Origin of the sequence: Enterococcus sp. DIV0240d, from assembly GCF_051711245.1 — a bacterium.
In the GTDB taxonomy this organism is placed as follows: Bacteria; Bacillota; Bacilli; order Lactobacillales; family Enterococcaceae; genus Enterococcus_D; species Enterococcus_D casseliflavus.
The window spans coordinates 3073779-3089911 of record NZ_JBIOMG010000001.1 but is presented as its reverse complement, the minus strand read 5'-3'; the positions used below and the strand labels follow the sequence as shown (position 1 = coordinate 3089911).

General features: G+C 43.3%; 14 protein-coding genes. 11 read left to right on the top strand and 3 right to left on the bottom strand.

Annotated features, from left to right (window positions below; all coding sequences use genetic code 11):
- The first annotated feature begins 1 nt into the window (after window position 1).
- The 5 genes from IGJ25_RS14905 (at window position 2) to IGJ25_RS14885 (ending at window position 6630) form a co-directional block, all read left to right on the top strand.
- Complete coding sequence (locus tag IGJ25_RS14905) at window positions 2–1303, top strand: uracil-xanthine permease family protein (protein WP_051095412.1); 1302 nt, start codon at window positions 2–4, stop codon at window positions 1301–1303.
- Window positions 1304–1613: 310 nt separating this feature from the next.
- Window positions 1614–2228, top strand: a complete 615-nt coding sequence (locus IGJ25_RS14900; protein ID WP_438779427.1) for a LysM peptidoglycan-binding domain-containing protein — start codon at window positions 1614–1616, stop codon at window positions 2226–2228.
- Window positions 2229–2517: 289 nt separating this feature from the next.
- A complete protein-coding gene (locus IGJ25_RS14895) occupies window positions 2518–2919 on the top strand; it encodes an MmcQ/YjbR family DNA-binding protein (protein ID WP_010749917.1) in 402 nt (133 codons plus the stop codon).
- Between the two features lie 229 nt (window positions 2920–3148).
- Entirely contained in the window at window positions 3149–4858 is a 1710-nt protein-coding gene (locus tag IGJ25_RS14890; protein WP_311947220.1) for an ABC transporter ATP-binding protein, read from the top strand.
- Window positions 4859–4860: 2 nt separating this feature from the next.
- Window positions 4861–6630 carry an ABC transporter ATP-binding protein gene (locus IGJ25_RS14885; protein ID WP_010749915.1) on the top strand — a complete coding sequence of 590 codons (1770 nt, stop codon included), beginning with the start codon at window positions 4861–4863 and terminating at the stop codon, window positions 6628–6630.
- 208 nt (window positions 6631–6838) lie between these two features.
- Here IGJ25_RS14885 and IGJ25_RS14880 read toward each other — a convergent pair whose 3' ends face one another.
- Complete coding sequence (locus IGJ25_RS14880) at window positions 6839–7156, bottom strand: RNHCP domain-containing protein (protein ID WP_010749914.1); 318 nt, start codon at window positions 7154–7156, stop codon at window positions 6839–6841.
- A 513-nt stretch (window positions 7157–7669) separates the two neighbouring features.
- Here IGJ25_RS14880 and IGJ25_RS14875 point away from each other — a divergent pair.
- Window positions 7670–7987 (top strand): hypothetical protein, encoded by a 318-nt coding sequence (locus IGJ25_RS14875; RefSeq protein ID WP_010749913.1) that lies wholly within the window; start codon window positions 7670–7672, stop codon window positions 7985–7987.
- Window positions 7988–8093: 106 nt separating this feature from the next.
- Here IGJ25_RS14875 and IGJ25_RS14870 read toward each other — a convergent pair whose 3' ends face one another.
- Window positions 8094–8885, bottom strand: coding sequence for an L-threonylcarbamoyladenylate synthase (locus IGJ25_RS14870; RefSeq protein ID WP_174273011.1), 792 nt, complete (start codon window positions 8883–8885; stop codon window positions 8094–8096).
- Between the two features lie 322 nt (window positions 8886–9207).
- Here IGJ25_RS14870 and IGJ25_RS14865 point away from each other — a divergent pair, with 322 nt between their 5' ends.
- Both IGJ25_RS14865 and IGJ25_RS14860 read left to right on the top strand, forming a co-directional pair.
- On the top strand, window positions 9208–10128 hold the full coding sequence (locus IGJ25_RS14865) for a cation transporter (protein ID WP_081116056.1): 921 nt from the start codon (window positions 9208–9210) through the stop codon (window positions 10126–10128).
- Window positions 10129–10186: 58 nt separating this feature from the next.
- Window positions 10187–11023, top strand: a complete 837-nt coding sequence (locus IGJ25_RS14860) for a YitT family protein (protein WP_015510257.1) — start codon at window positions 10187–10189, stop codon at window positions 11021–11023.
- Window positions 11024–11120: 97 nt separating this feature from the next.
- Here the strand turns inward: IGJ25_RS14860 and IGJ25_RS14855 are convergent, their stop codons facing one another.
- On the bottom strand, window positions 11121–11789 hold the full coding sequence (locus IGJ25_RS14855; RefSeq protein WP_015510256.1) for a GntR family transcriptional regulator: 669 nt from the start codon (window positions 11787–11789) through the stop codon (window positions 11121–11123).
- Window positions 11790–11977: 188 nt separating this feature from the next.
- Here IGJ25_RS14855 and IGJ25_RS14850 point away from each other — a divergent pair, with 188 nt between their 5' ends.
- The 3 genes from IGJ25_RS14850 to uxaC are packed head-to-tail and all read left to right on the top strand — an operon-like array spanning window position 11978 to window position 16058.
- Complete coding sequence (locus tag IGJ25_RS14850; protein WP_010749908.1) at window positions 11978–13573, top strand: mannitol dehydrogenase family protein; 1596 nt, start codon at window positions 11978–11980, stop codon at window positions 13571–13573.
- A gap of 3 nt (window positions 13574–13576) precedes the next feature.
- The gene (gene uxuA, locus IGJ25_RS14845) at window positions 13577–14653 is read left to right on the top strand and encodes a mannonate dehydratase (RefSeq protein WP_010749907.1); all 1077 of its coding nucleotides are present in this window, start codon (window positions 13577–13579) and stop codon (window positions 14651–14653) included.
- 16 nt (window positions 14654–14669) lie between these two features.
- Entirely contained in the window at window positions 14670–16058 is a 1389-nt protein-coding gene (uxaC, locus tag IGJ25_RS14840; protein WP_081116057.1) for a glucuronate isomerase, read from the top strand.
- Window positions 16059–16133 lie beyond the last annotated feature (75 nt).

The following is a 16133-nucleotide window of genomic DNA, read 5'->3' as shown; positions in this document are numbered from 1 at the left end:
AATGAACGAAGACATTCCCTTTGGTCAAGCAGTACTTTTAGGATTACAGCATGTGTTGGCAATGGACGTGTATGTGCCGCCATTTATTATCGCAACCGCGGTGGCGATGTCCTCTTCAGACGCATCAGGTTTGATCCAATCGACCTTTTTAGGAGCAGGGATCGCTTCTTTGATCCAAGTCCTCTTTTTCTTGAAATTACCCGTATGTCAAGGACCATCCTTTGTGCCCGTTGGAGCGATCATCGGTATTTATTTTGGTGCCAACGGCATGGACACGGTGTTAGGTGCCAGCATTGTTGGTGCCGCAGCAGTCATTTTACTAGGCTTTACTGGCATCTATAAGTATATCGTTCGTCATTTTATTCCTACGATCGTCAGTGGGACGATCATCATGATCGTTGGTTTGACGCTGCTGCCAACGGCATTTACTAGCAATATCTATCCTGCCACTGAAACACTAAGTGCCAATCAAAACATGTTGCTAGCTGCGATTACTGCGGCGATTTTGATCTTGTTTTCCATGTTAGGCGATTATTTTCCAGGAATGGGAAAATACTTCCGAATCAGTTCGGTCATTATTGCTTTGGTTATCGGTACCGTGATTGCTTCCTTTATGGGAGGCGTTGATTTTCAGTCGGTGGCGGATGCTTCTTTCTTTAGTCTGCCAAAACTGGTATTTCTAAACTATGGCCTGCATTTTGATGTTTCAGCGATCTTAACGATGCTAGTGATCTATATGGTTCTCCTAGCAGAAACAACAGGAACTTGGTACGCGGTCAGTTCTGTGACAGAAGAACCTGTTACGGATGAACAGATCAATAAAGGCGTGATCGGTGAAGGGTTAGGCTGCTTGGTTGCCGCCTTAGTTGGAACGACACCTGTAACTGGTTATTCTACCAATGCAGGGATCATTTCGATCACAGGGGTTGCTAGTAAAAAAGTCTTTGTGATGGCGTCCGTCTGGTTTATCCTATTGTCCTTCATGGGAAAACTTTCAGCCTTGATTCACGCAGTACCTTCTGCTGTCATCGGCGGCGTGTTCGCGGTCGTCTGCGTCATTATTTTGTTGAGCGGCTTTCGGGTCATTAAGAATGAAGAGTTTTCCGAGCGGGAGTTGTATATTATCGGGGTACCGTTGATTATTGCCATCGGCTTGTTGTTTATGCCAGCAGAAATCAAAGAATCCGCGCCTCAATTCTTACAATATTTATTAGATTCACCGATTGCTTTAAGCGCTATTGCGGCGATCGTCATGAATAAATTGATCCCAGTGAAGAAAAAATTGAAAGTAAATGAGGAATGAGACCTTGTCTCGTTCCTTCTTTTGTTACAATCCTGTGTAAAAAGAGGGGTTTTTGTAATATAGGAAAGGTTTTCTAAGGTTAACTGGTTTACCTGAAAACAAAATAACTGTAATGTTAAAAATTACAGCAGAGCAAAGCTTGATATGATAGGATTCTCAAATTCTTACGAAACGTAAGGCAACTGTCGTTTTCGTAATCATCTGTAATGAATTCTTTACCTATGAAATATTCTTCGATGTTAGACTTGTTTATGCGCTTGAGTCATCTCAAATGACGCAAAATGAGTTTCAAAGAAGGAGATTTAATTATATGAAGTCTTTAAAAACTGTTTTACTTAGTACAGCTGTCCTTGCCGGTTTCGGCCTTTTCTTAGGTGGGAAAGACGCCTTTGCAGACGAACAATACACTGTTCAATCTGGTGATACATTATCAACAATCGCTACTAACTTTTATGGTTATAGCTCTGATGATACGATCAATGCGATCGTTGAAGCAAACGAGATTGCTGATAAAAACTTGATTTTTGTTGGGGAAGCATTGATCATCCCTACAGATGGCACTGCAACTTATACAGAATCTGCAAGCACGACTGCTGCAGCAAGTGTACAACAACCAAGTGAACCAGCAGCTTCACAATCAAGCAACACACAATCTGCTGCAAGCACACAAAGCAGCTCAAGCTACAGCTCTTCAGCTAGCGGCTCAGAAGCTTCAGCAAAAGAATGGATCGCAAACAAAGAATCTGGTGGTTCTTACACAGCGACAAACGGACAATACTATGGCCGTTACCAATTAACCAACTCTTACTTAAATGGTGACTATTCAGCTGCTAACCAAGAAAAGGTTGCCGATGAATATGTTGTATCACGTTATGGTTCTTGGTCTGCTGCCAAAGCATTCTGGGAAGCAAATGGTTGGTACTAAGATTCTCAAATGAATCTTGTCCGTGACATCTAGTAATCAATTGCCCTTATTGGCGAGTACAACTTACTCGCTGATGAGGGCTTTTTTGTGTCTTCTGAGAAAGGTGAATGAATGTAACGCTGCTTTCAGCTGCATGTAACATCATTATCAGTCGATATGCCACTGATAAAAAATCCCTTTTTCCACGACAACCATGTATAATAGTAGGAAATAGAGCAGCAAGCGATTCAATCTGTCAAAATTGAGACAGAAAATGGCGAATTTGATAGCAGAAAGTGGGGGAAACACAATGAGTACATCGATTGAAGAAAAAATTGCACAAAAAATGCAGCGATTTCAAGCATTTGGGGAAGGCTTGCCGGGAGCCAAAGTCTATTATCGCGAAGATTGGGATGCAATCTACTTTGATTTAGTAGGAAAGCAGTTTGGAATCATGAGTCCACAACCAGAAGAAACAGCGTTTTTGACTTTGAAAAATCTGCCCGAGGTCAACGAAACGCTGCGAGAGCAATTTCCTGACGTCATCATTCCAGGGTATTATGCCAATAAGACCCATTGGAATACCATCAAGTTGGCATCTGATGCCTTGATGGAAGAAAACATCGAACAAATGATTTTGGTTTCCTACGATTTAGTCAAACAAAAACTGACAAAAAAACAAAAAAGTGAGCTGGAAAACAGCGAATCGTAAGTCAAAGATTTAGCGACAAAAAATAATCAAACCAGTATCGAGGATCATCATAATCCCTTTACTATTCGTTATTTTCGACAACATTTATGCAATATTTTCAAAGAGCTTTCATGAAAGCTCTTTTTGTTTTATTTGTTCGCTTGTTTCCCGTCGGGATCCATGTTAAATTGTTGTGCAACCGAAATTTTTTGGCAGTCTTTTCTGCTAAACAAAAAGGAGTGGTACGTATATGGATCTGGTCTTACGCCATGTCAAAAAGTACAAAGCGGCAACCGGCATTGCCTTATTATCGGTCATTTTAATGGTCGTTGCTGAATTATGGCAGCCGAAGCTCTTGCAGCAAGTGCTAGAATCAATTATTACCGAAAACAATGATGAAATGAAAAAAATTGGTATGCAGCTGATTGGGCTAGCATTGCTAGGCCTTGTTGCAGGGATTATCAACACGATTTTTTCTGCGAAAGTGGCGCAAGGCATTAGTGCCGATATTCGGGAAGAGATGTTTCGGAAAATCCAGACATTCTCATTTGGTAATATCGAAACCTTCTCGGCAGGAAACCTAGTGGTGCGCTTGACCAATGACATCACTCAAATTCAAAACTTAGTGATGATCTCGCTGCAATCGTTGTTTCGCATCCCGTTCTTATTTATCGGTGCCTTCATTTTGGCGATGACAACCATGCCGCAACTTTGGTGGATCATCGTCTTACTAATTATCGCTGTCTTAGTGATTACGGCACTCTCCTTTACACGGATGGGCAAACACTTTATGATCATCCAGAACTTGATCGACAAAATCAATGGGATTGCCAAAGAAAATTTGATGGGGATTCGTGTGGTGAAATCTTTTGTTCAAGAAGAAAACCAGCTACAAGGCTTTTCCAAAGTCAGTGAAACGTTAACGAAGCATAATATTATCGTAGGAACCTTGTTCTCTGTAATGATCCCCTCCTTTATGCTGGCAGCCAACTTAGCCGTCGTTGGCGCGATCTTCTTTGTCAGTGATCTAGCGAAAGATGATCCAACCTTGATTGGGGGAATTGCCTCATTCATGAATTATTTGATGCAAATTATGATGGCGATCATTATCGGCGGCATGATGATGATGATGACATCGCGGGCTGCAGTTTCGCTTAAACGGATCAAAGAGATTCTAGATACCGAACCGGATCTGCAATACCAAGATGTCCCAGAACAAGAGTTGTCTGGAAGTGTCGCTTTTGAAAACGTCAGCTTCCGTTACCCTGGGGATGAAAAAAATGCCCTAACGGCTATCAGTTTTACCATCAAACCTGGTGAAATGATTGGGATCGTAGGGGCGACTGGTGCCGGCAAATCAACACTGGCGCAGCTGATTCCTCGTTTGTTTGACCCAACGGAAGGTGTCGTGCGAGTTGGCGGCGTTGACTTGAAAGAAGTCAATGAACAAAGCTTGCGTAAAACGGTCGCTTTTGTCTTGCAAAAAGCGATCCTCTTTTCAGGAACGATTGCCCAAAACTTGCGGCAAGGGAAAAAAGACGCCTCAGAATCTGAGATGTCTCGCGCAACGGAAATCGCCCAAGCCAGTGAATTTATTCAAAAATTGACCGCTGGGTTTGAAGCGCCGGTCTCCGAGCGCAGCAGCAATTTTTCTGGAGGGCAAAAGCAACGCTTATCGATTTCTCGAGGAGTGATCGGTGAACCGAAAATTTTGATTTTGGATGATAGTACGAGTGCATTAGATGCTCGTTCGGAAAAATTGGTTCGCGAAGCGTTTGAAAAACAATTAAAAGACACGACAACGATCATCATCGCGCAAAAGATTGCCTCTGTTGTGAAAGCCGACCGCATCTTCGTTTTAGATAATGGACGTCTGGTTGGTGAAGGAAGCCATGAATTTTTAGCCAATAACAATGCCATCTATCAAGAAATCTTCGCAACACAGAAAGGAGAGGAGTAACCATGACAGATTTGTTCAAAGCGAGTAAATTTTTCTACCATTACTTAAAACAATACAAGTGGTCGTTTCTATTCATTTTTGTGACGGTGATTCTGGCAACGTATCTGCAAGTGCAAGCGCCAGTCTTTGTCGGAGAAGCGTTCCAAGAGTTGGCGAATTATGTTGGTGGTTTGATGCAAGGGGTCGATGATAAATCAGCTTTTCTATCGATCATTTGGAAATTGTTGATTTTTTATGTCTTAGCCAGTGCAGCCAATTTTGTTTATAGTATCTTGTTCACGCAAGTGGTGGGGAAATCAACCAACAGAATGCGGATCGGTTTATTTAATAAACTGGAAAAATTGACGATCAAATTCTTTGATTCTCATCAAGACGGTGATATTTTGAGCCGTTTTACCAGTGACTTGGATAACATCCAAAACAGTCTGAACCAAGCATTGTTGCAAGTGCTGACCAATGTAGTCTTAATGGTGGGGATCTTGATCATGATGTTCCGTCAAAACGTTGAATTGGCATGGGCAACGATTGCTTCTACCCCGATTGCGGTCTTAATCGCGGTGATCGTGATCCAAAAAGCCCGCAAATATGTCGATCTGCAGCAAGATGAAGTCGGAAAATTAAACGGCTATATTGATGAAAAAATCAGTGGTCAACGAATCATCATCACCAATGGACTGCAAGAAGAAACCATCGACGGTTTCTTGGTCCACAACCAACAAGTCCGCGAAGCTACCTACAAAGGGCAAGTCTACTCTGGGCTGCTTTTCCCCTTGATGCAAGGGATGTCCTTGTTGAACACGGCAATCGTGATTTTCTTTGGTGGCTGGTTAGCATTGAACGGTGACTTAGAACGTTCTGTTGCTTTAGGATTAGTTGTGACCTTTGTCCAGTATTCGCAGCAGTATTACCAACCATTGATGCAGATCTCTTCTGGTTACAGCATGATTCAATTGGCGATCACCGGTGCGCGCAGAATCAATGAAATGTTTGATGAACCTGATGAAGTCAAACCAAAAGACGGGATCAAAGTGAAGGGCATCAAAGAGGCGGTTGCTTTGAATCATGTGGACTTTGGGTATGACAGTCAAAAATTGGTCCTAAAAGATGTCTCGATCACAGTCAACAAAGGCGAAATGGTCGCATTAGTCGGACCGACGGGTTCAGGAAAAACGACCATCATGAACCTGTTGAATCGCTTCTATGATGTGAATGGTGGTTCTGTGACCTTTGACGGCATCGACATCCGGGAGCTAGACTTGGATCTGCTGCGTTCTCAAGTGGGAATCGTTTTGCAAGAATCCGTGTTGTTCTCAGGGACGATTCGCGAAAACATTGCTTTTGGGAAACCAGAAGCGACTGAAGCCGAAGTCATTGCAGCAGCGAAACAAGCCAATATCCATGAGTTTGTTATGACGTTGGAAAAAGGCTATGACACGGAGATCACCGAAGAGAACAATCTTTTCAGTACTGGTCAAAAACAATTGATGAGTATTGCCCGAACGATTTTGACCAATCCAGAATTGTTGATTTTGGATGAAGCCACCAGTAACGTTGATACCGTGACCGAAGCGAAAATTCAACGAGCAATGGATGAAGCGATCAAAGGACGAACCAGTTTTGTGATCGCCCATCGCTTGAAGACGATTTTGAATGCCGACCGCATCGTTGTCTTGAAGGATGGCAAAGTCATTGAAGAAGGCAATCACCATCAATTGGTGGCGGCCGACGGCTTTTATGCGGAACTGTATCACAATCAATTCGTTTTTGAATAAGCGCAAACCAACGTAAAATCATCAAAAAGACACTAGCAGGACAGCCCGCAATTTCGTCAACCAATCGACGAAACAGCGGGCTGTTTTTTTTTAGGTTAAAGCAAGCGCTTCTTATGACGACAATGTCTATGAGCAGTTAGTGGTATAAGAGATCCGTTGTTCTGATAACCAAAAAAGACCAGCCTTAAGCATGGTCTTCTTTGGTTTTTTAGTGATACGCAGCGGTTTGAGCCAACCACTCAATAAAATGGTCTGGCTGTTGCGTATCCTGTGCCACGATATTCCACTGCTGGTTTTTGCAGCGGGTGCATTCATGCAGCAGCTGATATCCTTTTTTGGAATGTTGGCGATAGTCAATCGGTCGCATCAAGCCATGGCAAGTATTTTGACGATCACCCGGGCGAATATCCACGTGTAACGAGTAGAGACACTGGGGACAATGGTTGCGGTAAGAACCATTGGTCAAGGGTGCCACAGGCGTACTGCAGTTTTTACAAACAAAGGTCGTATTTTCATCTTTTCTCATTTTGCTTTCCTCCAAAAGAATGATTTCTTTTGAGAGAAAAGGGTTCCGTTCGTTCTTCATCAGGCTTCTTTGGCTAGGGACACATTCACCGTCCGTAACGATTACTTCTGCTTCCAGCTTCATGCGATTTCGCAATCCGTACCACGCTTAGTTTTTTCGTTTTGTGCTAAGCACTGTGTTGCGGCAGCCCACAACCCAGCAGTAAGTGTAGTCCAAAGTCACTGTCATTGGCGTCGTCCCCTAGAAAGCAATTGAGGAATGCTTTTTCATCGAGTACCTCCTATGTGTTTACGAGGGTATTATAGCAGAAATAGAGTTGGAATTCTAAGACAGATGAAACCTGATCGTAATTCATTCCTTTTTTATCGTTAAAAACAATAATATTTAGATAATAATGCTATTTTGTGACAAAATATTTACATGTAGGTTTCGCTCGATTTTATTTTGGTCACTGAAGAAGAGACACGGAATCACAAAATGAAGGAAGGATGACCTAACGAAAGGAGAACAAAAATGTTTGGTACGAACAAGAAATCCGAAAATTCGAATGGTACACAAGGCAAGAAACGAAAAAAGCGTTTGACTGTAGAAAATCTGATCAACCAATATCTTGAAGAAAAAGAGATCCATGAATTGAGTGATGGTCTGTCTGTCCAGATCTTTAATGACTTATCTGCACACCGAATACATTTCATGGAGATCCCCAACCTTAGTTACAAAAATCTCGGAGCAGCTATCCAAATCGATCAAAACTGGATTAAAATCAAGCAACAAGATACGATCATCAAACAGCAGGCAGAGATCATTCAGCTTTTGAAAGAAAAACGATAGAAGAAAAGTATTTTTTCAATTAAAAAAACGAAGAACGAGCTGAGTGGTTCTCCTTGAAAAGGAGGGCAGCTAGCTGGTTCTTCGGTTCCTTGTTGACAATGAAAGATCAATAGTACTCCCCGTGGCGATAGTCCCATGAGTTGAAGTAATCAGAAAGGTACATTTGGATTTTTTCAACATCGAGTCCTTTACGGATCAAGACAGGTGCGGGTGTGATGGAGCGTTGGTCTCCTTGCTCAGGAATCAAGTTGCCGTCTTTATCAACGAAAGAAACCATGACTCCTTGCTCATAGCGGGTTTCCAGCGTTTTGTCTGGTTGGATCGATGCAACATAGTCGTTGCCTTCAATGATTAGATCGGCTTCTTGCGCGATTTGTTCGCCGATCCCTTCAACAAGTCCGCGGTTTCCTTTGCCTGAAGGGTTCGCTGAGCTGGCGAAAAGCAATTTCTTTTGCTGATCCCAAAATTCTTTTGAAATCTGCTCACCAGGGACACCGAATTTGATCACAAAACAGCTGGTTCCCCGAACGTCCGTCATCAATTCTTCTGAACCATCATTTGGGATATAGGCTTTTCCTGATTCTTTCCAAGGCAAAATCGCACCGAATAACACGTCATTGTTCCAGCAAGTTTCGTAAACGGCGGCGGTTTCCGCATTTAGTTCGGCTAATTCATGTAGCTGTTCCAATGAGCTGCAAAGAACGACGCCTGGTTTGTTACGCTTGCGATTTTTCGCTGAAAACTTGCGTTCCAGCCCTTTTTTATCAGAGACGGCAATGATATAGCCGACTTTGGTTGGGCAAACGATCACTTTGCCTTCTTCATTCAAATAGTTGATCGCACGTTGATTTGGTTCTCCTGTCCATGGGACTTGTTTTGCTTCATTCACTCTCTTCATCCTCCCTGTCTTCCAATGAATCGCCGTTATGAAAAATATAACGGAATATTCTGAAAATTCTGATTGAATATGGTTACCCTTGATGATAAGGGAATCAATCCGCGTAGTCAAGGGGATTTACACCAGAATGTAAAAAGAGTGGAATAGAAAGATCGAATATGCATCACTAGAGAATAGAGTGAATGATTGACAGCAACACTATTTTTTTCCGCTTTGTATGAAAAAATTGACTGTTTTTCATGTTATTTATATGGGAAGATAGGCTTATAGATGGAAGAACGCAATCAAAAGAATAGTTTTTTTGTGAAAGATGAGGAGTATCATGAGTGAAAAGAAAAAAATACGCAAGCTTTTGTTGGCATCGATTGTCGCTGGGAGTATCTATGGTGGCGGTGCCTTGCTTTTTGGGTTGCTGGTCAGTTATAACGTCCTCTTGTTAGATGGGGTCTATACATTGATTGGTGCAGTGATGTCACTGATTGCTTTGTACGTGGCAAAATATATCCAAGCCCAAGATTTTGAACGTTTTCCATTCGGTAAAGAGGCATTGATGCCATTAGTGGTATTTATTCAATATAGTATCATCCTGCTGATCTCAATTTATGGGATCATTGAATCTGCTTTTAGTTTATTACACGTCAGTGATGGCATGATTGATCCAATCGGTTTGTATTTCTCGCTGGTTGGTACGATCTACTGTTTCTCTTTTTACTTGTACTTAAAAAAGAAACCACTGACCCATCCCTTTTATTGGGTGGAACTAGAACAATGGCGTTTCGGCTTTTTCTTTAGTCTGGGTGTCGTCGGTTCATTTCTTGTGTCCTGGCTGATCCAAGCCAGTCCCTATGGGGATTTTGCGATGTATGTCGACCCAATCATCTCCATCGGGATCACCTTGTTCTTTATCCAGCTTTCGATAAAAGAGTTGAAAGCAGCGATTTTAGAATTGACTTCCTCTACCCCAAAAGAAGAACTGCGGGAGACCATCATGACGATCGTTGAAAAAGAATTGCGCGCAGAAGAAGTGGTGGACTTTGTGTTACGTACCGCCAAAGTCGGTAATCAAGTCATTGTGGAATTAGATGTAGTGATTTTACCTGCAACTCCTCTCGATACAGTAGGTCAGCAAGATCCCTTGCGAGAACGATTGAATCAGGCAATCAGCCAACAGATTTCTGGTTATTCCCTCTGGCTAAACATAAATTTTGTCGGTGACATCAAATGGGCGTATAGTGAGGAGTAAGAATGGCTGCAAAGCAGCTTGAATAAACCGTGAAAATGACAGAGAAAAGAGGAAACAAATGACAATTCTGAAAACCTATGGAAAAATCACCGCAGCACTTTTCTTGTTAGCGGCAAGCATCAATTTATTTTTAGGACCGCATCATGTGGCAGCTGGCGGTGTCAGCGGAATCGGTATTTTATTAGAGTCAGCACTCGGTTGGGATCGAGCGGCTGTGATCATGGTCTTGAATATTCTCATGCTTATTCTTGCCTATGCCTTTTTAGGGAAGGGGCCTTTTATGAAAGTCCTCTATGGTAGTTTTGCTTTTCCAGTAGCAATTGCTTTAGTTCCGGAATATATGGTGGCTGAAGACCGGTTGCTTTCCGTGATTTTTGGCAGTGCGATTTTTGCTTTAGGAGTAGCGATTTTGTACAAAAATCAGTCTTCCAGCGGCGGCACAACGATTCCACCGCTGATTTTCAAGAAATACTTTAATTTGAATCCAGCGATTGGCTTGCTGGCGACCGATGCGATCGTTGTTTCCATGAACTTGTTCGTTTTCGGGTTTGAAGAGTTCTTGTTTGCGATCTTATCGATCGTGATCACCTCTGGTGTGATGACCTACATTGAAACCGGCTTTAACCGAAAGAAATCTATCATGATCTTAAGTGAGAACCACGTGAATGAGATTCGAGAAGCGGTCTTTGATAAAACAGCTCGGGGTGCGACCCTGTTGGCTGCCCAAGGCGGTTACCAGCAAGCCGACAAGCAAGTGCTGCTGATCGTTGCCAGCGACCAAGAGTTTATGCAGATCAGACAAATCATTGAGACGATTGACCCAAAAGCGTTTGTGATCGTCAATAATGTCTCAGAAGTACTGGGGCAAGGCTTTAGTTATCACCCGATCGAATGAGCGTATTCTCGCTTGTTCAGCGTATGAAACCACCCTCGTCAAGTAGGCTATCTACTCGACGAGGGTGGTTTTTAAGGTCCATGATTTTCAAATAGCTTTACTCCGTAAAGTAATCGGGGAAGGCTTTTTCCACAAAAACCAGATCGTTATCAATGACATCAATGTGTTGCCCGACCAAGGGAGCAATTTTGGCTTGGTCTTTTTCTTTTAAGGTTGCTAAGATTTCTTCATGATCTCGCAAAATAATTTCCCAAGACAATTCCTCCACCTCTAAACGTAAGAAGCGGAAGCGATTTAATGGCAGATTGATCGTTTGTAGCCAATTCCAGACATTTTCTTTGTCGGCGATTTTATAAATCAACTGATGGAAGGCCTCGTCGAGTTGGAAAAACTCGATTTCATCCTTCAATTGGGCATAGGTCCGCTGCAAAATAACGAGTTTTTCTAGTTCTTTCAGTTGTTCTTCTGTAACGGCTTGGCAGGCAGCTACGAATACTTCTTTTTCAAGCGTCTCTCTGACAAAACGAGCTTCTTCAATTTGTTTGATGCTGATTTTAGAAATATAGGTGCCGCTTTGGGGAACGACATGGATCAGTGCTTCACGGCGCAGACGAATAATTGCTTCGCGGATCGGCGTCCTGCCGATGGTTAGTCGTTGCTCCAATTCCTTTTCAGATATTTTTTGACCGGGAATCAGTTTGGCGGTTAAGATCAACTCTTTGATTGATTCATAAGCTTGTGATTGAAAATTTGTAGGGTTCAACATAAACGCTTCTTTCTGTATCAGGCATTCAATTCCCTTCGAAAGAAAAACTCTGAAGGAAAGTGCCTAGGGATAGTTTTGAGTAATAAAACTAGTATATAAGTTGAATAACCTTTTGTAAAGGCTTGCAATTCAGTATGGAATGAACTAGAATACTAATATATCAGTTTTAAGAAAAAGGAGGAAGTAGGATGTTTGATTTTGCTGCCTTGAAGCAGGCAGGAGTTACGATGCCGGTCGTTCCCAAAGAAGTGAGGGATCAATCAGATACTCAGTTTCAATGGCTACACTTTGGTGGGGGAAATTTGTATCGGGCATTTCACGCAGAAGTAGCCCAAACGTTGATCGATCAACAAGCGTTGTCAAAAGGAATCGTAGTGTGTGAAACCTTTGATGAACAAGTGATCGATCAAGTGTACGCGCCTTACGAGAATGACATTTTAGAAGTGATCATGCACGAAGGGGGACGGTTGGAGAAAAAATTGCTCCAATCAACGGCGGCTAGTTATTATTGCCATCCTTCCCGCACTGCGAGTTATGAGCATATACGTAAAGTATTTCGTGAGCCGTCACTACAATTGGTCACCGTAACAATCACAGAAAAAGGCTATGGCTTAAAAGACAGTCAGGGGAATTTTTTGCCTGTCGTCCAAGCGGATCTCGCTGCGGGTCCTCATCAGGTCAACCATACAATGAGCATTTTGGCTAGCTTTTTATGGGATCGTTTTCAATCAGGGGCTCTTCCGATCGCTATGGTCTCTACCGACAATTTTTCGCAAAATGGGCTCCGTTTCCAAGCTGCGATTGTCACCATCGCAAAAGAGTGGCAAAAGCTGGGGCATATTTCAGAAGCGTTCGTCCGATACTTAGAAAACAACGCGCAAGTGACGTTTCCGTGGTCAATGATCGATCGGATCACGCCAAATCCTTCAACAGCAGTTGCAGAAGAATTAGCAGCAGCTGGCATTCAGCAGCTGCCAGTCATTCGGACCGATAAAGGAACGATGATCGCTCCGTTTGCTAATACAGAGGCGACTCATTATTTAGTGATTGAAGATGATTTCCCGAACGGTCGCCCGAATTTAGACAAAGCGGGGGTGATCTTGACGAGTCGAGAGATCGTAGACAAAACCGATAGTATGAAAGTCACAACTTGTTTGAATCCACTGCATACGGCAATGAGTTTGTTCGGCTGTTTACTCGGCTATACATCCATTGCTGCGGAAATGACCGATCCAGATATTGTCGCTTTGATCAAAGGAATCGGCTATCGTGAAGGCTTGCCGGTAGTGGAAGATCCTGAGATCATTCAGCCAAAGAAATTTATCGATGAGGTGGTCGGTCTTCGTTTACCGAATCCGCTGATTCCTGACACCCCCCAGCGCATCGCCGCAGACACCTCACAGAAAATCGCCATCCGTTTTGGTGAAACCATCAAAAAGTATGTGGAGAAAGAAGGCTCGGCTTCTGAGCTGACTTTTATTCCTTTAGCGATTGCTGGCTGGTTGCGTTATCTCTTAGCGATCGATGATGAAGGCCATCCATTTGTCCCAAGTCCTGATCCCCTCTTAGCAGAATTGCAAGAGATTTTACATGAGTGTCAGTTGGGGTCAGCCGCCGATGTTCAAGAGATCATTCGACCAATCTTAGCAAATCCGCAGATTTTTGGTTTGGATCTCTATCAAGCAGGAATCGCTGAAAACGTGGGTCACTTGTTCGCTAAGATGCTAACAGGAACCGGCGCAGTTCGTAAAACATTACATGAAACAGTAGAAGGGATCGAATAAAAAATGGAAATGACATTTCGTTGGTATGGAAAAGAATACGATAAAATCAAGTTAGCAGATATCCGTCAAATTCCTGGGATGAAAGGCATCGTCGGCACACTTTTTGATTTGCCTGCTGGGGCAGTTTGGCCCAAAGAACGGATCAAGGCGCTCGTGGAAGAAGTCGAAGCAGCTGGACTTTCTCTGAAGGTGATCGAAAGTGTCAATATTCATGATGACATCAAGATTGGCTTGCCTTCGAGAGACCTGTATATCGAAAACTACAAAGAAACGATTCGTAATTTGGCAGCATACGGAATCGAAGTGATCTGCTATAATTTTATGCCGATTTTTGATTGGATCAAAACGGATCTCGATTATCGCTTAGCCGATGGTTCTTCTACGATGGCATTTGAAAAAGCAGGGATCGACAAAGACCCAGAAGAGATCGTCAAAGAAGTTGAGGAGTCAAGCTCTGGCTATACCTTGCCAGGCTGGGAACCAGAACGTTTGGCACATGTCAAAGAATTGTTTGCTGCGTATAAGGATGTCGATGATGACAAATTAAGAGAAAACTTTGCTTATTTCCTAAAAGCCATCATTCCCACCTGCGAAGAGGTCGGCATCAAGATGGCTGTTCATCCAGATGATCCTCCCTATTCGATTTTTGGTCTGCCGCGTATCGTTAAAAACCGTGATGATCTGGATTGGGTCTGTAACGTGGTCGACAGTCCGTCAAATGGCATCACACTTTGTACTGGCAGTATCGCCGAAGACCCAGCCAATAATGTCTATGAGATTTTGGCTGAGTTTTGTCGCCGGGATCGGATTCCTTTTGCCCATGTTCGTAACATTCAATACTTGGGCAATGACAAAGACTTTTATGAAGCACCGCATCTCTCCTCTGAAGGCTCGTTAGACATGTATCAGATCCTAGAAGCGATGTACAAAAATGGCTTTGACGGCTATATTCGACCAGATCATGGGCGAATGATCTGGGGAGAAACGGGACGTCCAGGCTATGGCTTATATGATCGGGCGATCGGCGCTTCCTACTTATTAGGGTTGTGGGAAGCCATCGACAAGAGCGTGGGGCGTTAAGAAAAGGAGCGAAGAAATGTTTTTAACTGACGATTTTATTTTGAAAAACAGCTTTGCCAAAGAGTTATACCATGGGTATGCAAAAAAGCAGCCGATCATTGATTACCATTGTCATTTAGATCCGAAAGAGATTTTCGAAGACCAAAACTTCACCAATCTGACCCAAGCGTGGCTGGCGGGGGACCATTACAAATGGCGCTTGATGCGAGCCAATGGTGTTGCAGAATCTTTGATCACTGGCGATGCTGATGACTACGAAAAATTCTGTGCTTGGGCGCAGACCTTGGAGGCTTGCATTGGCAATCCATTATATGTCTGGACCAATTTGGAATTGAAGCGAATCTTTGGTATGGATGAGCGGTTGACACTAGCCAATGCAGCAAGCATTTGGGAAAAAGCCAATCAACAGTTGCAGACGAAGGAATTTTCACCACGAGGGCTGATCAAAAAGATGGCCGTTGAGGTGATCTGTACGACGGATGATCCCATTGATTCGTTGACGTATCATCAAAAGCTGGCAGAAGAATCCTTTGCTGTGTATCCTACCTTTCGTCCTGACAAAGCAATCAATCTGCAGAATTCAGAATTTCCAGCATACCTTAAGCAATTGGCTGCAGCTGCGAACAAAGAAATCACTAGCTATCAAACGCTGGTTGAAGCATTGGCCGTACGTATTTTTTACTTCCAGCAACGGGGCTGTCGTTTAGCAGATCACAGTCTATCACGTCTTGGAGAGGAAGCCTACGATACCGCTGCACTTGAAGCGATTTTTCAGAAGCGTTTGACCACTGGGACACTGACTAATGAAGAAATCAGACAGTTTCAAACCGGCTTGCTGATTGACTTGATGCGCCAATACGCGAAGCAAGGTTGGACCGCGCAATTGCATCTGATGGCGACTCGCAACAACAGTCAAAAACTTTTCCAACAACTAGGACCTGATAGCGGCGGTGATGCGATGGGGGACGATCGTCTAGCGAGCGGCTTAAGTCGGACATTGGCGCAGCTTCAGGCGGAAAGCTTATTGCCGAAGACGATTTTGTATTCACTGAACCCCAAAGATTATCCAGTGTTGACTGCGCTGATGGGGGCGTTCCAAGAAGAGAGCAAAGGCAAGCTGCAATTAGGCTCTGCTTGGTGGTTCAATGATACGTATTCTGGTATGCGATATCAGTTGACGACCCTAGCAGAAGGCGGGATTCTTGGAAACTTCGTCGGCATGCTGACGGATTCTCGCAGCTTTTTGTCTTATCCACGCCACGAGTATTTCCGGCGGATTTTGTGTCAGGTGATCAGTGAATGGGTAGAAGACGGACAACTACCAGCAGATGAAATATATTTAGGGCAGATCGTCGCAGATATCTCTTATCACAATGCGAAAACCTACTTTGATTTTCCAAACTAATGACTACTCGATTCGTTCTTGGCTTGCTAGAGAAGGAATCGAGTGTTTGTATGGCTATTGCTAAAGTTGCGTCTG